The sequence below is a fragment of the Planococcus sp. CPCC 101016 genome, from assembly GCF_007859295.1.
Classification (GTDB): domain Bacteria; phylum Bacillota; class Bacilli; order Bacillales_A; family Planococcaceae; genus Planococcus.
On record NZ_VOHB01000003.1, the window covers coordinates 321,213 to 342,771 of the forward strand.

The following is a 21,559-nucleotide window of genomic DNA, read 5'->3' on the forward strand; positions in this document are numbered from 1 at the left end:
TTACCTTATAAAGTAATTTGTTTTATGGTCATTTATAACTATTATTTTCCAAATAAATTTTCTGCTATGTTCTCTGAAAATCGTTAAAACAAAGTCAAACTCTAATGGTGATCTCGCTTTATCCATAAAAAAAGGATTGAACAGGCTATCCTGTCCAATCCTTTGTATTTTTAATTTACAGCTTCAACCACTTACATCGCCCTGGCATTGCTGTATCAGTTCTTGTATTCTGCCATAATCGTGTTGATCAGAATCCCCATCACTTGGCCTTTAAATACATCTGGAACAGATTCACCAGTCGGGTTCTTATAGTACAGGAGGTTGGCTTCTTCATTGTAAGTAAATCCGATTTTCATTAAGTTGTTTTTCAAGGTTTCCGGCAGTTGATCGCTGCCAGTCAGTTCTTTGAAATACGGTGTTGTGTAAATAGAAACGTCCACATCATCTAAACTGGATGCGAGTACAAATAAATCCGTGTCACTTTTCACAATCCATTGGCCTTTAGAGCTGATGGCCAATTGCATATGTTCCAAATTAGAAATACCGGTTAAATTAACACCGAAAATCTGATTGATCAAGATACGGCTCTCTTCTCCACTGAGTGAATAATTATGTTCTTTGATATAGCGGTCCATTACTTCGTTCTTTGTCATCCCCATAATCCGTCCATCCTGCGTTATAGATGTCGGTTCTTCTTTCAAGGAAACGCGCAGGGCTTCCATCACAGTTGAGGGATAGATCGCCAGTTTGCTGCCATAATCCATTTTTGAAACGTAGTTTAAATCAATATCAAAAATTTCTTCTACTGCAAGACGAACTTCGTTTCCTTTAATCTTTTTGCCAAAAGAAGATAAGTAATGGTCCATTACTTTTACTTTAGGCATCTGTTCGATCACGTTATCTGATTGTGTGGATTTCGCATCTACCCCTAAACTGACACGGACTGCTTTCATGACTTTCTTTGAATACTTGGCATCTTGGTTGTTTTGCTGAACTTCATATGCTTGCGTATTGGATATTGTCGTTGTTTCTTGAGCAAAAGCACTGCCTACTCCACCAGTCAACGCAACGCTTGCCACTAAAATGGATAAGATAAATTTTTGTACGTGAATTTTCAACTAGCTCCCTCTTTCTGATAGTAAAATTTTATAAATATCGTCATCTGCATTTCTTTAAATCTATCATTCTCCCTTTATATTACAATAAGTAAGCATTTTAGTATACATCAAAAGTACCGTAAATTTGAATAAAACATATCAATAAAGAGTCATCCACTACACATGCCTAATCCTAAAGCGATAGTAGTTTTCAAATAGAAAAAGCCCAATTCTCAAAGAGAACTTGGGCTTTCCTGACTTTATACTTTTGCCAAAATCAAAACGCCTTTTTCTTTCAACACAAGATTGCCGCTTACTTCTTCATCAGACAGCAGTTCTTTGTACTGGCTGTCTTGAAGTTCGATCGTGACTTCTGCGTTGTTGTGGTTCAACACGAACAAGAAAGTTTGTCCGTCTTTCACGCGCTCGGTTGTTTCCACGCCTTCCGGAACAGCAAGCAATGGCTCGACGCCTGCTTCTTCGCATACGGTCTGGAGGAAATCGACGAGGAATTCCGCATCCGGGCTTGACGCTACATACCACGCTTTCCCTTTTCCGAATTGGTTGACGGTCAGGACCGGCATCCCTTTGTAGAAATCGGAACCGTATTCTGCGACAGCTTCAGCGCCTTCTGTATGAATCAAATCAAACAATAAGTTGCATGAGTACTTGCCGCTCATTTTGCCGCGGACTTCATTCATGACGATTTGATTCGTTTCGTCCGGATGAAGTGCATCGATTTCTTCCGCCCAAATGCCAAGTACGTTGCGGAGTTCACCAGGATAGCCACCCAGTGTCACGATATCGGTTTCGTTGACGATGCCGCTGAAGAACGTCGTCAGGAACGTGCCGCCGTTTTCGACGAACTTCTCTACTTTCGCTGCATAGCCTTCTTTGATCATATAAAGGACTGGTGCAATGACAACATCGTATTTGCTCAAGTCTTCTTCGACGCCGATCATATCGACTTGGACATTCAATTTGTAGAGTGCGTCGTAATATTTATGGACTTCGTTGACGTAGTCGAGTGAAACGGAAGGTCCGCTTGACAGTTCAGTCGCCCAGCGGTTTTCCCAGTCAAAGACAATCGCCACTTTAGCGTTTACCCCCGCATCAAGCAAGGTATCGGATAGTTGGTTCAGTTCTTTCCCCAGTTGCGCAACTTCATTGAAGACACGCGTGTTTTCGTGCCCAACGTGTTCAATGACCGCTCCGTGGTATTTCTCGCAGGCACCGACTGAACGGCGCAGCTGGAAGTAAAGAATCGTATCTGCCCCGCGGCCGATTGCCTGATAGCTCCATAAGCGCATGACGCCTGGACGCTTCAAGGAGTTATACGGCTGCCAGTTTTGCTGGCTCGGCGTCTGCTCCATCAGCATGAACGGCTGGCCGCCTTTCAGTCCGCGCATCAAATCGTGCGTCATCGCTGTGTAGCTGAACGGCGTATCGATCGCCGGGTAGTTGTCCCAAGAAACGACGTCCATTTCTTTCGCCCATTTGAAGTAATCGAGCATCGGGTATGTACCCATCAGGTTTGTCGTAATCGGGATGTTTGGCACATGTTTCCGGATGGCGTTGTATTCCAGCTTGTAGCAATCGAGCAAACTGTCGGACTGGAAACGGCGGTAATCGAGTGAAATGCCTTGGAAATCGGATACATTGTCTTCGCGTTCTTCGCTCAATATATTCGGTGCAACAATTTCGTCCCATTCGTAGAACGTGTGGCCCCAGAATCCGGTATTCCACGCTTTGTTGAGTTTTTCAAGCGTGCCGTATTTGTCGCTCAGCCAGCCGCGGAAAGCGTCCTGGCAATTGTCGCAATAGCAGTAGCCGCCGTATTCATTCGACACGTGCCAAATCAATACAGCCGGATGGTCTTTGTAGCGCTCCGCCAATGTTTCGGCGATCCGCTCTGAGTATTTGCGGTACGTCGGGCTGTTCGGGCACGAGTTGTGGCGGCTGCCGAATTTGCGTTTTCTGCCGTAGAAATCCACACGCAAAACATCCGGGTATTTTTTCGCCATCCATGCCGGATGCGCTGCCGTACTGGTTGCCAGGCACGTATAGATGCCGTTTTCATAAAGGCGGTTGATTTTGTCATCCAGCCAGTCGAAATTGTACATGTCTTCATTCGGCTGATTGAGCGCCCATGAAAAGACGTTTAAGGTCGCAACATCAATTCCAGCAAGCTTAAACATCCGGACGTCTTCGTCCCAAATTTCTTTCGAATCCCATTGTTCCGGATTATAGTCCCCGCCGTGCCAAATCTTCGGTAATTTATCGTTAATCATTGTCTTCCATCCCTTCTAGTTAACCCTCATTCAGCCGAGCTTCGGCTGATCCAGCAATTGGATTTTATCGGTTGTCGTATTTTCCAGTTCCAATACGACGATTTCGTTGTTTTCTTTTTTCAATAATGGGCCTGGCAAGTAGAGCCGTTGCTGCGGACCCGCTGTATTCCAGTAGCGTCCGAGATTAAAGCCGTTAATGAAGACATTGCCTTTCGTAAAACCGTGCGTGTCGACATACGTATCCACCCCTTCCGCTGCATCGAAATAGCCTCGGAAGAATTTCGGGAAACGCAGGTATTGGCTCAACTCGTACGCTTCCGGCAAGTGGTTCATTTCCACTTTGAACATTTCCCAGTGGAAGAAATACTGTTCGCCGAGCCATAGGTTTTTGATCAGTCCTTTCAGGTCCGTCAAATGCTCTCCGTAATTGGCGCGTCCCATATTTTCAACGAGGATTTCCAATGTGTTCACGTTGTCCGGAAAGTCCAGTGTCACCATTTTCTCGGTGTCATTGATATACGTCGTCGTGATGTATTGGCCGTTCACATAAATAAACCCGCGGTCCCGGATAGTGCCTGAGTTGAATTTTAATTCGCCTTGGCGATTGACCGTCGTCCGGTACAGCGTATAGCCATACGCCTGGTCGATGTCTTCCATCGCTAACGGCACAATGTGTTCGACTTTCGTGCTGATGTCTTCCAGGACGTCGAACAAACTGACAGACTCTGACAGGTCAACGGTTCCGTATTCTTTCGCCGTCTGTGTCTCTTGAAAATCTTCCGGCACGTCCGTGTATTCGCTCAAAACCTTCTTGACCGCCTTGTATTTCTCGGTGATCGCACCGCCTTCTGTCAGCAAGCTGTCATAATCGTAGCTCGTGATGGTCGGGTAGTAGATGTCGTAATGGTTGGCGCCGTTCATGAAGCCGAAGTTCGTGCCGCCGTGAAACATATAGAAATTGACGGAGATGTTCTTCTCCATGATTTCTTTGACGACAGACGCTACGTCTTCCTCGCTCCGGACCGTGTGTTCACCGGACCAGTAATCAAACCAGCCGATCCAAAACTCGGCCACCATTTTCGGGGATCCCGGCTTGAATGCTTCAAGTGCATCGAATGACTCCTCTACACGCGAGCCAAAGTTCAACGTCGTCGTTACATCCGGCAGCGAGCCTTGTTTGATGAAGTCGGGTCCATCTGATGTGAACAGGAACGTATCCAGTTCATGCTTTTGGTACTGTTCTTTGAAGAAGTCGAGGTACGCCAAATCATTGCCGTACGCGCCGTATTCATTTTCGATCTGCATGGCAATGACCGGACCGCCGTTGTGATAAAGATGCTTTTTAAACTTCGGCAGCAATTCCGCAAAATAATCTTCCACATGCTTCAGGAAAGACCGATGGCTGCTTCTCATGACCAAGCTTTTGTGTTTCAGCAGCCAGGACGGCAAGCCGCCCATTTCCCATTCGGCGCAAATATACGGTGCTGGGCGCAGGATCACGTACAATCCAACTGTGTGTGCCAGTTCGATAAAGCGCTCGATATCCGCCATTCCGGAAAAGTGGAATTCGCCTTTTTTCGGCTCATGGAAATTCCACGGAATGTAAGTTTCGACTGTATTCAGTCCGAGTGCCTTCAACTTCAGCAAGCGGTCTTCCCAGTGCTCCGGCACCGTACGGAAGTAGTGCATTCCACCCGATAAGATTTGGAAAGGCTTATCCTCCAAATAAAACGATTCGTTTTTAACAGTCAGCACTTCGACGCCTCCTATGTATGTTGGAATGATGGTTTTCGGTAGTTGATATTCCGCAAAACAACTCCGCTTTCGGGCCCACAGGATGTGGGTCATGCAGCTGGTGCGACAGGACGTCGCGGCGTCAGCTGCCAAGGGCTCGCGCCAAGCCTCCTCGTCGCTTCGCGACTGCAGGGTCTCGGCTGTCTCGCTGTCCCACGGGAGTCTCCGTTGTTTTGCTTCATATCTTAGGTAGAATCACCATAAGTATGGTCATTTTTTTATAGTAATTATTCGGCGCCGGCGCGTCCACGGGCTAAGGAAGGAAATAAACCAAAAGAAGTTTGGATTATTTCCTTTGCTTCGAAGCTAGTGTAGCGATGCAGAAGCAGGAATTTTTTCGCTATTACTTTAAGAGCTATGCCCACAAAGCGGCCGGTGCGACATTAGAATTCAACGCTACTTACACACGCGTTAATTTATAAACAATAGAAGAAAAGTCTGCGGGATGTTCATTCGTGCGGTAACGGTTCCATTGCAAGCCTGCGCCCATCAGCTCGTCGCCGTAAAATGTGGCGTCTATTCCATCGATTGCGTACTCGAATTCAGGATTCAACCCTTTAAAGAAGATGCGGGTGTGGCCTGGGTTCGGCTGCGCCAACGCTTGGTAAAAGCCGAGTATCGCCTCACTCTGGTCTTCTGAAACAACCATCCAGCTTGTCACGTTTCCATCTTCCGCAAACGGACTTTCCATTCGATAAAATTGCCCTTGCTGGATCAGCGCGCGATTTGTTTTGTAAAAAGCGATTTGCTCTTTTACTTCTTCTTTTTCTGCATCCGTCATCATCATCACATCGAGTTCATAGCCAAATGCGCCAAAGTAAGCAACGTTTGCACGTGTCTCAAGACTTGTCACACGGCCGACTTGATGGTTCGGTACTGCGGATACATGTGCGCCCATCGAACTGATGGGGTAAACCATCGATGTGCCGTATTGAATCTTCAAGCGTTCAACTGCATCGGTATCATCGCTCGTCCATCCTTGCGGCGCGTAATGCAGCAAGCCCGGATCAAAGCGGCTCCCTCCCCCTGCGCAAGACTCGAACAGCACATGCGGAAACTCGGCCGTTAAGCGTTCATACAAGGAATAAACTCCGAGAATGTAGCGATGCGCTACTTCGCGCTGACGATTTGCCGGCAGCTCCAGGGAGCCGATTTCCGTCATGTAGCGATTCATGTCCCATTTCACGTAGGAAATCGGTGCGTCACGCAATACAGCTGCCATTAAGCTGTGAATAAAATCCACAACTTCTTGTCTTGAAAAATCCAGAACAAACTGGTTTCGGCCATGTGACATCTTGCGGTTTGGCACATGAATGACCCAATCTGGATGGGTTTTATACAGCTCACTTGCTTTTGAGACCATTTCCGGTTCAAACCATAGACCGAATTCCATTCCCAATCCGGTAATGTCTTTAGCCAATTGGGTAATGCCATTCGGCAATTTGCGTTTGTCTTCAAACCAGTCGCCTAAAGAAGTCGTATCGGCATCACGCTTTCCGAACCAGCCATCGTCCAAGACGAATAGTTCGACGCCCAATTCCTTAGAAGACTTCGCGAGTTCAAAAATTTTCTTCTCATCAAAATTGAAATAAGTCGCTTCCCAGTTGTTGATCAGCACCGGACGTTCCCGGTCGCGCCATTTTCCGCGTGCCAACCGTGTCCGATATAACCGGTGGAACGTCTGGCTCATATCATTCAAGCCTTCTGAAGAATACACCATCACCACTTCCGGCGTTTGGAAGCTGTCGCCAATTTCCAGCAGCCAATTAAAATCAAACGGATTGATGCCCATCATCATGCGCGTTACATCGTAATGATCGACTTCAACCTGCGCCAGGAAATTGCCGCTGTAAACGAGGCTCATTCCGTAAACTTCGCCTTGATGTTCCGTCGTCTTCGGCCGCTTCAATGCCAGAAATGGATTGTGCTGGGCACTGCTCGCCCCTCTTGTGCTGGCAATGCTTTGGATGCCCGGAACCAGTTTGCGGTCTTTGATATGACGCTCTCTGGCCCACGAACCTGACAGCTGTACCATCTCAAAGTCTGAATCCGGTAAATCGATGCTGGCACTCATCGCCCGGGTCAAATTCACTTCCCGCTGGCCGTGATTGAGAAACTGCGCCGATCGGGTAATCGCATTTAATGCTTCAAACACCGTATAAGAAAGCCGAACTTCCACATCGATTTCACGATCATATAAAGAAATCTCCAAAGTGGTTGCCTCGTCTTCGTTCTCCACATAAGTGGCCGGCAACCCTTTCAGTTTCTTTTTCCCCCGAAAGATCTGATGATCCTGGTACACAAAATTCGTAATGCGGCTGCCGCCTTCCTGCAACACTTGATAAGCAGGCTCACGGAAATCCGTCGTCCCGTATGCCGGGTACTCCTGCTTAATCACATCCAGCGAAAAAACAAGATCACCTTCATTAACACAAGCGGTATTCGGAGTCGCCTCCACATGAAACAAGCGTTCAAACGACTCACGATGACGCAATTTCTTTCCATAATAAAGCTGGCCAAGCTGACCATTTTTCAAAACACTAAAAATATAACTGACTTTCTCAGTTTGCAGGTGAAACTCTCGTGTGGAGTCGTTGTATAAAATCGGCACAATGTACCTCCTACTTAAAGTTATAGAAGTTGAGTTTATGTTTTGTATATCGATATTCCACAAAACAGCTACGCTTGCCGCGGGCGAGCGCCAAGCCTCCTCAGGAGCTTTGCTCCTTGCGGGGTCTCTGCTGTCTCGCTATCCCGCAGGCGTCTCCGCTGTTTTGCTCCATATCTGCTAGTAATTTAGTGAAGAAATATAAGATTATAGTTTGTTAAGTAGCTTATTAAATGAAATTCACTATATTTTTTAATACTTCAGATTTAGATATGCAGCAAAACCGTTGAGACTCCCGCGGGGTAGCGCAGTGCCGAAATCCACTTGGGCGTTAGCCCAAGTTAGTTCGGCGCAAGCCCGCAGGAAAGCGAAACGGTTTTGCGGAATATCGATTGCCAACCATTAACCTTTAACCGACCCCATCATTCCAGCAACAAAGTGTTTCTGCATCAAGAAGAACACAAGCGCAGTCGGCAATGTGGCGATAACGATCGCTGACATGATCACGCCGTAGTCTGGTGAGTAGCTCGATCCAAGGTTTGAAATCAGCAATGGAATGGTTCTCTTTTCCGGTGATTGCAGGATGACCAATGGCCATAAGTAGTTGTTCCAGCTGTTCATAAACGAAATGATCGCCGCTGCTGCGTACGTTGTTTTCATTGTTGGCATATAGATTCGGAAAAAGACGCCCAATTCACTCAAGCCGTCAATGCGTCCCGCTTCCACCAAATCTTTCGGAAACATCTTCGTGTTTTGGCGGAAGAAAAAGATAAAGAACGCCGTCGTTGCTGTCGGCAAAATAACAGCGCCCAATGAATCAATTCCAATTAACGGCGCCGTGTCGCTGATGCTGCCGAACATGCGGTACAAGGGAACCATGATCGCTGCGAACGGAATCATCATCGACAGAAGCAAAATCGTGAAGACGATGTCTTTTCCTCGGCTGCGGTGAATTTCAAAACCATAACCGGCAAGCGATGCCAATAGCAGCGTCAAAATCGTGGTGATGACCGCAATGATTCCTGAATTGATCAAAGCCGGAACAATGTCCACTGTTGCAAAAAGGGTCTTCATGTTTTCGATCAAATGAGTACCGGGCAATAAGCGCCCTTGCGTCACATCGACCGATTTATTGGTGATGCTGACAAGCATCCACAAGAAAGGAAAAATGGAAACGATGGCTGCGAGGCTTAGAAACGTGTAAATGAAGATTCTCTGTAAGTTTTTCATTTTTTCTCACCCGCCACTCTGAATTGAATAATTGAAAGAATTACCACTAAAATTACGATGACATACGATACAGTTGACGCGTAACCGAAGTCAGGCGTGTATTCGAAGGATAAGTTGTAAATGTATTGCGAAATCGAAATTGTTGCATTTCCGGGTCCGCCGTTGGTGATGTTGACGATTTCATCAAAGATCTGCAGTGTACCGATTGTTGACGTGATCGATGTGAACAAAATAATCGGCTTCAGCATCGGAACCGTGATTTGGAAAAACTGCTGGAAGGCGTTTGCCCCATCAATTCGAGCTGCTTCGTAAATTGACTTATCGACGTTTTGCAATGCCGCCAAATAGAAAATCATGTTATAGCCTGTCCATCTCCACGTAATTGCCAGGATGATGACGACTTTCGCCCAAAAAGGATCAGCTAAAAAGTTGATCGTTTGAGAAATAAAACCGAAATTGAGCAAGAATTGGTTGATGATGCCATCGATGCCGAACAAGTATTTGAAGACAACCGAATAGGCAACCAATGAAGTCACACAAGGCAAGAAAATCGCGATTCGGAAAAAACCTTTGAATTTCAATTTCGGGTCATTTAACAAGACGGAAAAGAAGAGCGCCAATACAATCATCAATGGAACTTGAATCAGCAGATAAATTGATGTATTGGTTAGCGCTGCGATAAACGTCGGGTCACCGAACAATCGCTGCCAGTTATTGAAGCCCACATATTCCAGATTCGCGCCCATCCCTGATTGAAATGATAATAGAAAGGCTTGAACCATCGGGTAAAAGTTGAAAATGGTGATGGCGATGATCGAGACAATGACAAACAGCCAACCAATTTTTCTTCTGAAAAAGACACCGGTTTTTTGGCGTCTGGTCTCTTGATATTTATAATGCACTGGGAGATCCACTTCGGCTTTTTTTGATGCTTGCTGGCTCATGCTTCTCATTCCTCCTATAAAAAAAACTTGAGTTGTGCCGGACTGGTAAGTGATAAAGCACTTCTACCAGTTCGTCGGCGACAACTCAAGGCTTCATTTATTTCCAATCAATTATTTGAGTTGTGCTTCAGCTTGTCCTTGGACATTTTCAAGTACTGTTGTAAGCTCTGCGCCGTTCAAATAATCTTGCATTCCAGTTACCAAGATGTCTTCAATTGCATAAGTGTGAAGGCCATAGTTGACTGCTGGAATTTCGTCTGTCCATGTTGAAAGATCCGTGATAAGCTGCTGTCCGCCGAAGAATTCATCTTCAACTGCGTATGCATCTCCTTCAGCAGCTGGTGAGTAAGTCCCAAGAGCGCCGATTTCTTTTACAAGTGTTTGATACAAGTCAGGGTTTGAACCGAATGTGTTAAGCAAGAAGTCTGCTGCTTGTTCTTTGCCATCCACGTTCAAGACGTACCATGAGCTGCCTCCTAAGTTAGAAGCGTTAACTGCGCCTTCCATATCCAAACGCGGCATTGGAACGACTGCCCAGTTGCCAGATTGGTCTGCTGCTTGCTTAACGCTTGGTGTAATCCAGTTTCCTGTCGGTACACTTGCAACGTCGCCGCTGTTGAATGCGCCTACAAACTGGCTCCAGTCAGAAACGATTTTCGCGATGTCCGCATCCATCATTTCTTTGTATGTTTCAAATGCTTTTTCAAGTGTTTCGTTGCCTGCAAGGTTCGGTGTTGAACCATCTTCTTCTACATACCATGAACCATTTGTTTGAATCATCATGCGGACTTGCGCCAAATCGTTCGGATCCAATGTCAGCATGTTTTTGCCTGTTGTTTCTTTCACATCTTTACCGATTTCGATATATTCCTGCCATGTGATATTCGTTACGTCTTCCACTGTGTAGCCTGCTTCTTCAAGATAATCTGTGCGTACATACAATGCTGCTACGCCTGAATCGAAAGGCAATCCGTATTGCTCGCCTTCAAAGCTTGTTGTCGCAATTTTGTAATCTGCAAAATCGTCTGAATTGATGACGTCCGTCAACGGATGGAATGCATCCGGGTAAGCTTGCAAGAAGCTTTGCGCACGGTAATCTTCAATCAGGACAATGTTCGGCATACCGTTAGTTGTACCAGAGCTAAGCCCTGTGTTTAATTTTTGGATAATATCGTCTTGTGCATTTTCAATGACGTTTACTTCGTATTCGCCGTCGCCATTATAAGCTTCTTTTGCGTGTTCAAGAGCTGCGATGTTGAATGCTGGATCCCAAGCCCATGCCGTAATCGTATCTACGTCTGATGAACCTTCTGAACCGCTGCCTCCACTTGCCTCTTCATCCCCAGAAGAACAAGCTGCTAAAACGACCATGCCGACTACCAGCAATAACATAAGATAAAACTTCTTCATCTAAAATCCCCCTTTTTGTAAGCGCTTAACTTTACGCCTTACATACAGTATAACGACATAAAAAAAAAGATTGTTAGCACAATCTTTAGGTGTTTTGTTTGAAAATTTTTAGATATTTCAAACTTTGATATTTTAATTTGGATTATTGTTAGGTTCTTGTAATTTCTTTGGATTTCGTTGAAACATCTGTCTTTTGAAGAGGCAATTCTACTTTCACTTTTGTGCCTTCCCCTTTTTTGCTTGTAATTTCTACGCCATATTCTTCCCCGTACAGCAATTGGATGCGTTCATGGACATTGCGGATACCGATGCCGCTGAACAAGTGGCGTTTCTCTTTAATATCTTCTTTCGTGTGGTCGCCTTTTATCTCCATGCCATCGCCATTATCCGCGATTTCGCACAATAAATTATCGCCTTTTTGGGAAACGAGGATTTGGACGAAGCCTTCTTTTTTCTCGTTAAACGCGTGGAAAAAGGCGTTTTCAATAAACGGCTGCAAGATCAGCTTCGGCAATTGGCGATCCAGGCAATCCGGCGAAATGAAAAAATTCACTTTGATCCCATCGCCATAGCGCGCTTGATTAATGAGAACATAGTTTTTCAAGTCCGTGATTTCCTGTTCCACCGTAATGGTTTGATCGACATTGCTGAGGGCGTTTTGCAATAATGAAATCAACGCATGAATCATATCCGTCGCTTTTTCTTTTTTGCCTTGCTGAATCATAAATTTTATCGACGCTAAGGTGTTGTAGAGAAAATGCGGATTGATTTGGTGCTGCAATGCCATCAGTTCCGCGCTGCGCTGCTTTTGCTGGGCCAGAACGACAAGGTTGACGTATTCCTGCAATTCGCTGAGCATGGAATTAAAGGCATTGGCGATTTTTTTCGCTTCATAGCCTCCGGTTTCAGCTACCGGCATATTAAAATCGTGTTTAGCCATGGCCGAGATTTGCTTGACCAACCGGCTGATGGAATTGGTCATCCGGCGGGAAATGAGAAACACCACAATCACCGCAAGTAAGACGATGCCAAGACTGATCAACAGAATTTCTTTCGTGTTGATCAGATTATCCAGAACCGCGTCTTTGTTTACGAGGTTCACCAAATACATATTATAGGTCGGCAAGTATTGCGACATCAGCAAATAATCGGTATCAAAGACGTGCGCATCTTTGAATTCCAGTTGCTCTTCGTCCACTTCTTTTGCCATTGCCAGGATATCGTTCGCTTCCTCACCGATCATATCCTGTTTATTGCTGGAAACGATTTTTCCTGTTGCATCGACCAGCAGCACTTCGTTTTCAACACTCGTGTAGCCTTCGTAAAATTGTTTCAGCTGCGCTTCCCGGATCGGGAAATACAGCACGCCGTAGATTTCACCGGTCGACCTTTCCATAAGCGCTTTCGTCGCCACAATCATCGGTTCATCTGTAAACGAAGTGGACGGCAAATATTGATAAAGCAGCGTGTTCGGACGATTGATCGTGTATTCGGTAATCGGGTGATTTCGCAGCACTTCCCAGGAGACGGGCCAATTCGAATAATTCACATTGTACAACCGCTCATTGTTCCCGAGCACAATCATATTGGCATCGTACGACTCGACTGTCCGGTAGATGCGTTCAATTTGCTGGCTGATGTCGTGATAGGATCTATAGGTTTCCAGGGTGCTGGCATTCGTTTGGGTCAACACCCGTTTAATGGTGCCGTTGTTTTGCACCTCATGCGTCGCACCGACGATGGCATAGCTATAGTCTTCGAATTGGGTTTCAATCTGTTCCAGTGCTTTCGTATTTGAAATGCTGAAGGTGTCCATAAACAGGTTGGAAGACATCCGGATTGAGCTGAAGGTAATCAATAAAGAGACGGCCACGATGCTGATCACCATAATCAGGAACATTTTAATGAACAGGCTGTTATTTCTTAAGATCAGAAAGGCCTTTTTCTTCATTTTCATGGTGGATTTGGTGCTCCTTTCGATAACTGCCTGGAGACATCCCGGTTATGCGCTTGAACACTTTGCAGAAATAGCTGTGCTCGGAATAGCCGACCATCCCACTGATGTTGGAGATGGATACCGTGCTGTTTTCCAGCAGTTCCATCGATTTTTTAATCCGCACGCGGTTCAAGTATTCGCTGAAGCCTTCTTTATGATGCGTGCTGAAATAAGAAGAAAGGTAAGACGCATTAAAATGGAAGTGGCTGGCGATTTCAGACAGCCGGAGCGGCTCTGTGTAATGCTGCTCGATATAAGCCAGGATCTTATCGAAGTTGTTGGACTGGTCGTTTGCTTTGTCGCCGATCAGCATGACATTGCGCACTTCCTCCAGAAATCCATTAAATTGATCCAAGGCCTCGTTGACATGTTTCGCTTCATTGATCGTCGAGAAGTAGGTGTATTTTTTCTGTTCGATGTCTTGGGTATCGTATTTCATGCTGTCCAGCAGCACAATGACGTTAAAGACGATATTGCCTAAAAACGATTTGAATTCAAAGCTATCGTTGTTGTATCGCCCAGCCAAATAATCGACGTGGTTTTCCAAATACGTAAACGCCGCTTTGAAAAGCCGGTCTTTAAACATCTCGATAAAATGATTCAAATCAAAACTTGCCTGTTTTTCATTCTCTTCCGGCAGTCCATCGTAGAAAAACAACGGACTTTCCGGCAAATAGAATAAATATTTTTTAATCTGTGAGCGCCCATCGTCGTGTACTCGTTTTAAGTCATCAATCACATCAAAAGGTTCATACATCACCCATGTCGTATCCGGCGTTTCCATTGCCTGGTGTTCAATCGTTCTTTTGATGCCATCCAGCTGACGTGGAATAAAATTGAGCAAAAGGATGGTTTCCGTGTCACTGGAATTCAATGCAAAGACCGGCATTTCTTGCAGAATGGACCGTTTCAACATGGTTTTCAGCTGATTCGGATCTAGATTTTTCCCGTGAACGCTCACTAAAGCAAACTGGCTATTAGGGAAAGCATTCGCTAAAGCAGCCTTTTCCAAAGAAAAATCATATCCAAGAATCATACTTTCCAGAATCTCTTCGGTGGAGCGTTCTGGTTTCGCTGCTGCAGCACAATGCTGCAAATCTGGAATTCTGCTGATTATCTGATTAAGGATCCGCAATAAATCGGCTCCGTTTAACTTGGGTTTTAATATATAGTCGGCGACTCCGTTCTGGAAAGTCGACCGTACATAATTGAAGTCTTCAAAACTGCTGAGCACAATAAATTCGATGTCCGGAAACGCTTTCTTTCCTTCTCTGACTAAATCGATGCCGTCCATGATTGGCATAACAATATCCGTAATGACAATATGCGGAGAAAATTCCGCAATCAATTGCATCGCTTCTTTTCCGTTCGAAGCTTCCCCGACAATTTGAAATCCTTCTTGTTCCCAGTCAATATAATTAATGATCCCTTGTCGGATCAACATCTCATCGTCCACAATTAGAACTTTGCACACTTCTCCCATGAACTTACCCCCTTAATATGCAACTCATAAGAAAACGTTGATTTCTGTGACTGCGGCTATGAGCCGTTTACTGAACCCAGTTCACTTGGCAATTCTCTCATTTCTCTTTTATGCCAATCTACAGATATAGTAACATCTTTTCACGAAATCGTGTCGATTCAGCAGAGATGCTTGGAATTTTATTCCTCTTATTAGTTAACTAGTTGAACGAAACGAATTGCAACGATAGAAAAACCCGGCAAGCTTTTGCTAGTGAAAGCATCGGCTTGTCGGGCTTTATTCCGCTTTAGCGGTTTTCGTCGGTTTCACTAGAATCTTCATCGGTTAGTGAAGGTTCTTCTTTCTGAACGGCCGGCAATGTGGCAACTGAAGCCTGTTCGGCAGGTCGGTTGTTGCGATCCACATAGGACTTCAGCAATTCGCCGACGTCGATGCCGGTCATTTCCTTGAGCGGCTCCTGCATGTCGACCATTGTTTTGGTGACACTCTTGCCAAAGGACGGAATGCCCTGGCCGTTGCCGGAATCAATGATTTTCACAGATTCGATATTGCTTAGCGGCAAGGCAACTTTTTCTGCGAAGATCGGCAGCATCTCGATCAGTTTCTCGGTGATGATAACATCGCCGTGCTCTTCCATCGCTTCTGCCAACAGCTTGCGGGATTCGGCTTCCGCTTTCCCTCGCTCACGGATGACTTCGGCTTCTGCCGCACCTTCGTCGCGTTTAATCTTCGCTTTTGCTTCCCCTTCGATCACAGAACGGCGTGCGTCTGCTTCAGCGGAACGCGTCGTTTCGTAATAGGTGGCATCGGCTTTCGTCTTACGCACCTTGCTTTCTTCTTCTTCCAACTTAACGGCGCGTTCACGCGCTGCAAATTGCATGCTTAGTTCTTCTTCCTGGATTTCCATCGCCAGCTTGGCTTTTTCCAGTTCGTATGACTGCTCAGACTTGGCACGCGCACGCTCTGTCTCTTCTTTGAAGGCGGCATCTTTCAAGTCTTTTTGTTTTTTCGATTCCGCTGTCGAAATCTGGCGCAGGTATTCTTCTTCTTTCGCTTCCTGATCCGTCTGTGCACGGTGAATCCGTGTTTCCCGTTCCGTGTTTGCTTCCGCGATTTCAGCCAGTTTGCGGACTTCCGCAATCCGCGGCCGCCCTAGGTTTTCTAAGTAGCCATTGTCTTCGTCGGCATCACGCAGATCCGTCAAGCCGAGTGACGTAATCTTGAAGCCCATCAGATCCAGTTGTTTCTGGGCGACTTCCTGAACATCCGTGTTGAATTTTTCGCGGTCGCTGTTGATGTCTTCGACCGTCATTTTCGATAAGATGGCACGCAAGTTACTGCCCAGCACCTCAATGATTTCCGTTTCAATTTCTTCCTGTTCTTTTCCAAGAAACTGTTCGGCGTAATTAGCGATGCCGTTCAATGTATCTGCTACTTTGACCATTGCTACGGCATCCGCAACAATTGGCACGCCCGCGTTCGTGTAAACACGCGGTGTCGATAGCTTTAGCTGAAACGATGTCAGGCTGACAGGTGTCGATGTCTGAAAACGTCTCAACAGATAACCGCCGCCCCGGATGATTTTCATCGAGCGCCCTTCGTCATCGGTAAAGATGTTTGTGTCTTTTGCCGGATCCCCAAGTTTCGGTCCGGTAATGATCAATGCCTCATTGGATTTAGCGGTCCGGTAACGGATTTTCATCCAGAAAAAATAACCGATACCCGCGATTGCGGCGATGATCAGCAATGCAATAATAATGGTAATGATGCCTAATGATTCCATGCTGCTTCCACTCCCTTTGATTAGATGATTGCCTCGATTCCGGCCGTACAGGAACTCGCCAACAAGCTATGGTCACTCCGTGTTTCTACATGCATGTGACGGCGGCTTATAATAATTATACGGATGTTTTATCAAAATGTTTCAAAAAAAGGCAATGTTTTTACAGCAATTGACGAACTTCTTACGGGCGGTAGCCATAACCGAAGTCGATAATGAAATAAAAGAAGAAAACCAGCATGGCTGCCGGAAGCAGGCTGATGGCGATTAGGATTTTCGCTGGGAGGGTCCAGGCATTGGCGAACCAATTCATATAGATGAAAATCAGAATACCGATGAACGGCAGGAGCAGCAGGTGCGATGCAGTTTCTGCCCATTGTGAATTTTCGTCCCAATAGGCATCCGGAACGGGAGCGATGCCGCTGTATTTCTCATTGATGCGATTGGTTATGCCGATAAACAGAAACGACATGATTCCATAATAGAGGACGGCCAGGCTTTTGCCCCACCAGCTGAAATACGGATTGGTCATGACGAGGATAACGATGATCCCTACAACAATGAAGAACCAAGAATATATGTCCATGCAAGCCCTCCTTTATTAATAGCGCGCTCTTTCTTACCATACGTGCCGGAAGGAAATAAGTTCCAAGAGTGGTGCGTTTGAATAGAGGTTCTTTTGTAAATCTTTTGAAACGTTTTTGCGCCTGTGCCGTATTACAAGTATGAGGAGGTGCGCGGATGACTATGATGAATGAATTTTTCTTTTTGATTCCATTATTGACGATACTGGTTTACCTGCTGGTGATCGGCTTTGCAATCTATGCTGTAGTCACTGGCTTGAGGCTGGCGAAAGAACGCAACACTCAGTTGAAGGCGATTGCCGACGAACTGCGGCGGCGACCTTAATTCGAGAAAGGGTGAGGGGTATGGGATTGATGAGGTGGCTGTTTTTCAAAAAGAAGCATTTGGCTTATACCGCGTTTGGCGACGATATGTACTACAATGCAGCGGGCAAATTCAGCGCACATGGAATTTCCTATGATGCGGTCTTGAAAGTGAACGCGAACGCTACCCCTCCGCTTTTCAATAACGCTGCAAATTCAGCACAGTATGATTTTTATGTGGCGAAAAAAGATCGCTACCGTGCGCAGCAAGCACTTAACAGATAGAGTTTTCATCTATAACTAGTAAAAGGAGGGATAACTGTGGAAATCGGATTCTTCTTATTATTGGCTATCCTCGGCGCTGGATTCCTCCTGCTGATTGCCTTTGACATGCACCGAAAATCAGAGATCAAACTAGCTGAAATCCAATTGCAGCGCGACAAAATTGCTTTGGAGCAGAAGCAATTGGAGATGCGCGGGAAAAATTTGTGATAGCTATACATATGAAAAAACGCATCAAGCATTTGCTGTCTGATGCGTTTTTTCATGTGCTGATGTTGTGGGAAAATAGCTTTCTGCAAACAAATTTCGTATTCCGCAAAGAAAACTCTTATTCTGCAAACAAACGGCGGTTCGCGCAGAAGCTTTCTCGCTTTGATTAACCGCGTCGTGCCAATCGCAGCGACCAGGATGCCGGTTCCAAGAAACAGTTTAGAAAATAGCTGCAGTCCGACTGTCGGCGATGCCGTCAGGATGCCGCTGATGAAAAACAGGCCGAGGGCGCATACAATAAGGAAAATATTTAGTGCTGACTCCTTCCTTTTTAAACTCCAAAAGGATAGTTGCAGGAAAAGGATCAGCGCCGAGATGAACATGATGACGGGAAATAACGGCATGAATTTTGCTGCGTAAACGAGGTAGTCGATGGTCAGAATATCGTCGGCCGATGTCACTTCTCCATTCAGCCAATTCGAAAATATCGCAGAATATGGCCACTCCCATGATACGTCGTCCAGTTTGCTGCCTTCGTACAGGCTGAAGAAGGTGGCGATCGCGAAGAAAATCAAGGCGCCGAAGAATAAGATGAGTTGACTGGTGCGATTATTGATTTTTCTTTTCATTTTTTCTCCTTTCAGTCTTTTTCTATAATATACCATTTATTTTCCTTTTAAATGGAAGCAATTATTTTTTTATTATCCAGGACTGTCTTACGGACAATCGGGTATATCTCTATTACAGCAATTTCTTGCTGGATAGTTGTCCTCTGTCACTGGGTTTATTCGCAAAATAGATTTTCATGTTCGGCAAATCGTTTGAAAAGGAGATGGCGTTTTGGAATATCAATTGACGTTGCGCTTGGCCAATAAAAATGAGGGGTATTCGTGGTTGTTCGAAAGTCCGGAAGATACGATGCCTTTATTTGATGAAGTAGTGGATACGTTCCAGCATTACGAAGCGGATGACATGGAAACGTTTATCCGTGAGAAGAAGAAAGAAATCGAAGAAACCGGCTCCAGCCATACGGCACAGATCGATGTCACAAAAGTTGAACCACGGGCGATTATTCGGTCCGCTTCGTATAAGGAAATGTGGTACGAAGGGAAGTATTTCGACGATATCCTGGAAGTGCTGACAGATAAATTGGGCCCACCGGAAAATCAGCAGTTTGAATAAAACCTAATTATAGAAGCAAGCGATCCTTCGGGACGCTTGCTTTTATTGTGAAAAGACTGTGTAAACGTGGAAGTACCGGTTGAAAATGTGAACACCCGGGTATGCACGGCGAACACCCGGGTTGAAACAACGAACACCCGGGTTAACACAATCCACCCACAAAAAAAGCCAAGCAACAATCGCTCGGCTTTCTTCTCCATCAATCAAAGCTCGCTCTTACTTCCTCGAATCAATCACTTGTTCCACCATTTCCGCTACCGGTTCTTCCCCTTCGATCATCATTGCGACAATCATCTCCGGGCTTTCCAGACTGTAGCCGACAAACCAGCTGGTCTCTTCGCCTCTTTCCCGGGCCGTGCCGCTTTTGCCGGCGAGTTCGATGCCGAGCTCTTTGCCGGCATTGCTCAAGCTGCCTCGCAAGGTTTCAGCGTTTGTGGCGTCCAGCAAATTTTCATTCCATAGTTGCTGATCGTCATCATCTAAAAATAACGTCGGCTTGTAGAGCTGGCCATTTGTCAAAATCGGGCTGTAGGCGGTCGCCAAGTGCAGGATGTTCACTTGCATCTGCCCTTGGCCAAAAGCTGTGTCGGCGAGCTGGCCTTCGGAGCCGAACGTGCCGTCCCGCGAAATGCGTGATGGCGTCAGCTCAATCGGGAAATCAATTTCTTCGCCGAAGCCGAAGTTTTCCAGGCCTGTCCGGAAATCGTTATTCGGGATATTGAGGGCTTGCTGGGCAAAATAGATATTGTCGGAATAGATGAGCGCTTTATTCAAATCAATCGGGTTTGCTACGTCATCGCGCGGACGCGTCACGCGGTAATCGCCCCAGGAACGGTAACGCTGCCAGGACTTGCCGGTGATATCCAGTCCTGTTGCCGGCTCGAGCGTACCGCTTTCCAAACCGATGGCCGCAGTGATCGGCTGCAGGACCGGTCCCGGTGTGTAGACGGCCGCAAAGCGATTGAAGAACGGCTGCAGCGGATCATTGGCGAGTTCCTGGAACCGGCTATTGGTAATGTTCGGAACAAATTCATTGGGGTCAAAGCCTGGCGAACTGACCAGCGCCAAGGTTTCACCCGTGTCCGGATCTACGGCGGCACTGGTTCCCGCTTTTTCACCCATCGCTCCGTAAATGGCTTGCTGCAATTCCGCATCAATGGTCAATGCCACGGTTTCGCCCGGCACCGGTTCATTATCAACGGACGTGATAACAGCATCTTCGCGCTGCTTTTTCAGAATGATGCGGCCTCCCGTCTCGCCGCGCAGACGCTCCTGCAGAATTTCTTCGAGTCCTTGACGACCGACCAAGGCTTCGGTCGAATAGCCTTGGCCGCTCCACTCAGCCAATTGCTCGGCAGTGATCGGCCCCAAATAACCAGTAATGTGCGACAGCGCCCGGCCATACGGATACGTGCGCATCACCACTTCTGTCTGCGATGTGCCGCGAATCGTGAACAGCCGGTCCAGTGTCGCCTGATTCGCTTTAATCTGTGCAATGGGCACGAGGTAATGCGGCTGCACCCATGCTTGATTGAGTTTATCGTCCACCGCTTCTTCACTCATTCCAAGCAATTCTGCCAGCTGCGGCTTTTGGGACATGTCGAAGTTTTCCGGCACCACACTCACCTCATAGCCCGTGCTGCTGGTGGCAATCGCTTGGCCGTTTCGGTCAACAATTTCCCCGCGCGGCCCTTCTGTCACTTGAGTCGTCACCTGATCCCCTGCTTCCAGTTTTGGCAGAATAAAAGACGGGTCCCATTCGACAAACCAATCTTCCACTTCCCCGCGCGATTCATACAGCAAAGTCAGCGTCTTCTTGAATTCCACTGGGCCAATTGCTGAATCGAAGTTTACTTGAATCGGGAAATCGGCCGGCTGCTCTTTGTTCCATGCGGCATCTTCTTCAGGTTCGGTGTAGGTGACTTCCAGATTTCCAATCCCCAATTGCTCATGCAGTTCCTGCTGCCACGTGACAAAATTTGCTTCTCCGTAAACCGATTGGGTGCCTTGATTCAAGTAGTTCAGATGCATTGCAGGAAAATCACCGCTCTTCCATAGCTCGATAAACTCCACCACCCGCTGTTCGGGCGACGCTACAGTTTCTGCTGCTTCATCTGTCGGCTGCTCCGGTGCAGGCTGCACCTCTTCCTCTTGGCACGCCGTCAACATGAGCATCAATAGAATAAAAATTCCAATCGTCATCATCTTCCTCATCGAACGACCTCCGCTCTTATCCTTTCTCCTATTATCGCTTGATTAGGGAATAAGTTAAAGACTGAATTTTCTAACCTTTAAATAGTATGCTTTAACCAGCGAATAAAATTTCCCATAAAAAATAGCCAGGCGATAGTCGCCTGGCTAATGC

Annotated in this window: 16 protein-coding genes; 3 read left to right on the forward strand and 13 right to left on the reverse strand. The window is 46.3% G+C overall.

Annotated elements, in window-relative coordinates; translation table 11 throughout:
- Window positions 1-215: 215 nt before the first annotated feature.
- From FQV26_RS13590 to FQV26_RS13640, 11 genes are all read right to left on the reverse strand, one after another.
- On the reverse strand, window positions 216-1,118 hold the full coding sequence (locus FQV26_RS13590; protein WP_261384344.1) for a hypothetical protein: 903 nt from the start codon (window positions 1,116-1,118) through the stop codon (window positions 216-218).
- A 239-nt stretch (window positions 1,119-1,357) separates the two neighbouring features.
- A complete protein-coding gene (locus FQV26_RS13595; protein ID WP_146558082.1) occupies window positions 1,358-3,388 on the reverse strand; it encodes a beta-galactosidase in 2,031 nt (676 codons plus the stop codon).
- A gap of 30 nt (window positions 3,389-3,418) precedes the next feature.
- Window positions 3,419-5,143 (reverse strand): glycoside hydrolase family 35 protein, encoded by a 1,725-nt coding sequence (locus tag FQV26_RS13600; RefSeq protein ID WP_261384345.1) that lies wholly within the window; start codon window positions 5,141-5,143, stop codon window positions 3,419-3,421.
- Between the two features lie 439 nt (window positions 5,144-5,582).
- The gene (locus FQV26_RS13605) at window positions 5,583-7,793 is read right to left on the reverse strand and encodes an alpha-galactosidase (protein WP_146558083.1); all 2,211 of its coding nucleotides are present in this window, start codon (window positions 7,791-7,793) and stop codon (window positions 5,583-5,585) included.
- A 399-nt stretch (window positions 7,794-8,192) separates the two neighbouring features.
- On the reverse strand, window positions 8,193-9,020 hold the full coding sequence (locus tag FQV26_RS13610; RefSeq protein WP_146558084.1) for a carbohydrate ABC transporter permease: 828 nt from the start codon (window positions 9,018-9,020) through the stop codon (window positions 8,193-8,195).
- On the reverse strand, window positions 9,017-9,964 hold the full coding sequence (locus FQV26_RS13615) for a carbohydrate ABC transporter permease (RefSeq protein WP_146558085.1): 948 nt from the start codon (window positions 9,962-9,964) through the stop codon (window positions 9,017-9,019). The genes FQV26_RS13610 and FQV26_RS13615 overlap by 4 nt, the downstream gene beginning before the upstream one ends.
- Window positions 9,965-10,075: 111 nt before the next feature.
- A complete protein-coding gene (locus tag FQV26_RS13620) occupies window positions 10,076-11,374 on the reverse strand; it encodes an ABC transporter substrate-binding protein (protein ID WP_146558086.1) in 1,299 nt (432 codons plus the stop codon).
- Between the two features lie 148 nt (window positions 11,375-11,522).
- Complete coding sequence (locus FQV26_RS13625) at window positions 11,523-13,331, reverse strand: sensor histidine kinase (protein WP_146558087.1); 1,809 nt, start codon at window positions 13,329-13,331, stop codon at window positions 11,523-11,525.
- The gene (locus FQV26_RS13630) at window positions 13,291-14,853 is read right to left on the reverse strand and encodes a response regulator transcription factor (RefSeq protein ID WP_146558088.1); all 1,563 of its coding nucleotides are present in this window, start codon (window positions 14,851-14,853) and stop codon (window positions 13,291-13,293) included. The genes FQV26_RS13625 and FQV26_RS13630 overlap by 41 nt, the downstream gene beginning before the upstream one ends.
- Window positions 14,854-15,139: 286 nt before the next feature.
- Window positions 15,140-16,636 (reverse strand): flotillin family protein, encoded by a 1,497-nt coding sequence (locus FQV26_RS13635; protein WP_146558089.1) that lies wholly within the window; start codon window positions 16,634-16,636, stop codon window positions 15,140-15,142.
- A gap of 181 nt (window positions 16,637-16,817) precedes the next feature.
- Window positions 16,818-17,219, reverse strand: coding sequence for a hypothetical protein (locus FQV26_RS13640; protein WP_146558090.1), 402 nt, complete (start codon window positions 17,217-17,219; stop codon window positions 16,818-16,820).
- Window positions 17,220-17,374: 155 nt separating this feature from the next.
- On the opposite strand from FQV26_RS13640, the gene FQV26_RS18820 reads away from it, so the two are divergent.
- Both FQV26_RS18820 and FQV26_RS13645 read left to right on the forward strand, forming a co-directional pair.
- Window positions 17,375-17,542 carry a hypothetical protein gene (locus tag FQV26_RS18820; RefSeq protein WP_186759972.1) on the forward strand — a complete coding sequence of 56 codons (168 nt, stop codon included), beginning with the start codon at window positions 17,375-17,377 and terminating at the stop codon, window positions 17,540-17,542.
- A gap of 29 nt (window positions 17,543-17,571) precedes the next feature.
- Window positions 17,572-17,805, forward strand: a complete 234-nt coding sequence (locus FQV26_RS13645; RefSeq protein WP_261384346.1) for a hypothetical protein — start codon at window positions 17,572-17,574, stop codon at window positions 17,803-17,805.
- A 5-nt stretch (window positions 17,806-17,810) separates the two neighbouring features.
- On the opposite strand, the gene FQV26_RS19055 is transcribed toward FQV26_RS13645, so the two are convergent.
- Window positions 17,811-18,641: a YjdJ family protein gene (locus FQV26_RS19055; RefSeq protein ID WP_261384347.1), complete on the reverse strand. Its 831-nt coding sequence runs from the start codon at window positions 18,639-18,641 to the stop codon at window positions 17,811-17,813.
- Window positions 18,642-18,852: 211 nt separating this feature from the next.
- On the opposite strand from FQV26_RS19055, the gene FQV26_RS13655 reads away from it, so the two are divergent.
- The gene (locus FQV26_RS13655; RefSeq protein WP_146558092.1) at window positions 18,853-19,194 is read left to right on the forward strand and encodes a hypothetical protein; all 342 of its coding nucleotides are present in this window, start codon (window positions 18,853-18,855) and stop codon (window positions 19,192-19,194) included.
- A 216-nt stretch (window positions 19,195-19,410) separates the two neighbouring features.
- On the opposite strand, the gene FQV26_RS13660 is transcribed toward FQV26_RS13655, so the two are convergent.
- Window positions 19,411-21,408, reverse strand: coding sequence for a penicillin-binding transpeptidase domain-containing protein (locus tag FQV26_RS13660; RefSeq protein ID WP_146558093.1), 1,998 nt, complete (start codon window positions 21,406-21,408; stop codon window positions 19,411-19,413).
- Window positions 21,409-21,559: the final 151 nt, after the last annotated feature.

Excerpts from the sequence above, each read along its gene's own strand:
- FQV26_RS18820 (WP_186759972.1), top strand. The coding sequence starts at position 17,375 with ATGACTATGATGAATGAATTTTTCTTTTTGATTCCATTATTGACGATA.
- FQV26_RS19055 (WP_261384347.1), bottom strand. The coding sequence starts at position 18,641 with ATGAAAAGAAAAATCAATAATCGCACCAGTCAACTCATCTTATTCTTC.
- FQV26_RS13595 (WP_146558082.1), bottom strand. The coding sequence starts at position 3,388 with ATGATTAACGATAAATTACCGAAGATTTGGCACGGCGGGGACTATAAT.
- FQV26_RS13625 (WP_146558087.1), bottom strand. The coding sequence starts at position 13,331 with ATGAAAATGAAGAAAAAGGCCTTTCTGATCTTAAGAAATAACAGCCTG.
- FQV26_RS13640 (WP_146558090.1), bottom strand. The coding sequence starts at position 17,219 with ATGGACATATATTCTTGGTTCTTCATTGTTGTAGGGATCATCGTTATC.
- FQV26_RS13615 (WP_146558085.1), bottom strand. The coding sequence starts at position 9,964 with ATGAGCCAGCAAGCATCAAAAAAAGCCGAAGTGGATCTCCCAGTGCAT.
- FQV26_RS13635 (WP_146558089.1), bottom strand. The coding sequence starts at position 16,636 with ATGGAATCATTAGGCATCATTACCATTATTATTGCATTGCTGATCATC.
- FQV26_RS13610 (WP_146558084.1), bottom strand. The coding sequence starts at position 9,020 with ATGAAAAACTTACAGAGAATCTTCATTTACACGTTTCTAAGCCTCGCA.
- FQV26_RS13660 (WP_146558093.1), bottom strand. The coding sequence starts at position 21,408 with ATGAGGAAGATGATGACGATTGGAATTTTTATTCTATTGATGCTCATG.
- FQV26_RS13645 (WP_261384346.1), top strand. The coding sequence starts at position 17,572 with ATGAGGTGGCTGTTTTTCAAAAAGAAGCATTTGGCTTATACCGCGTTT.
- FQV26_RS13620 (WP_146558086.1), bottom strand. The coding sequence starts at position 11,374 with ATGAAGAAGTTTTATCTTATGTTATTGCTGGTAGTCGGCATGGTCGTT.
- FQV26_RS13630 (WP_146558088.1), bottom strand. The coding sequence starts at position 14,853 with ATGGGAGAAGTGTGCAAAGTTCTAATTGTGGACGATGAGATGTTGATC.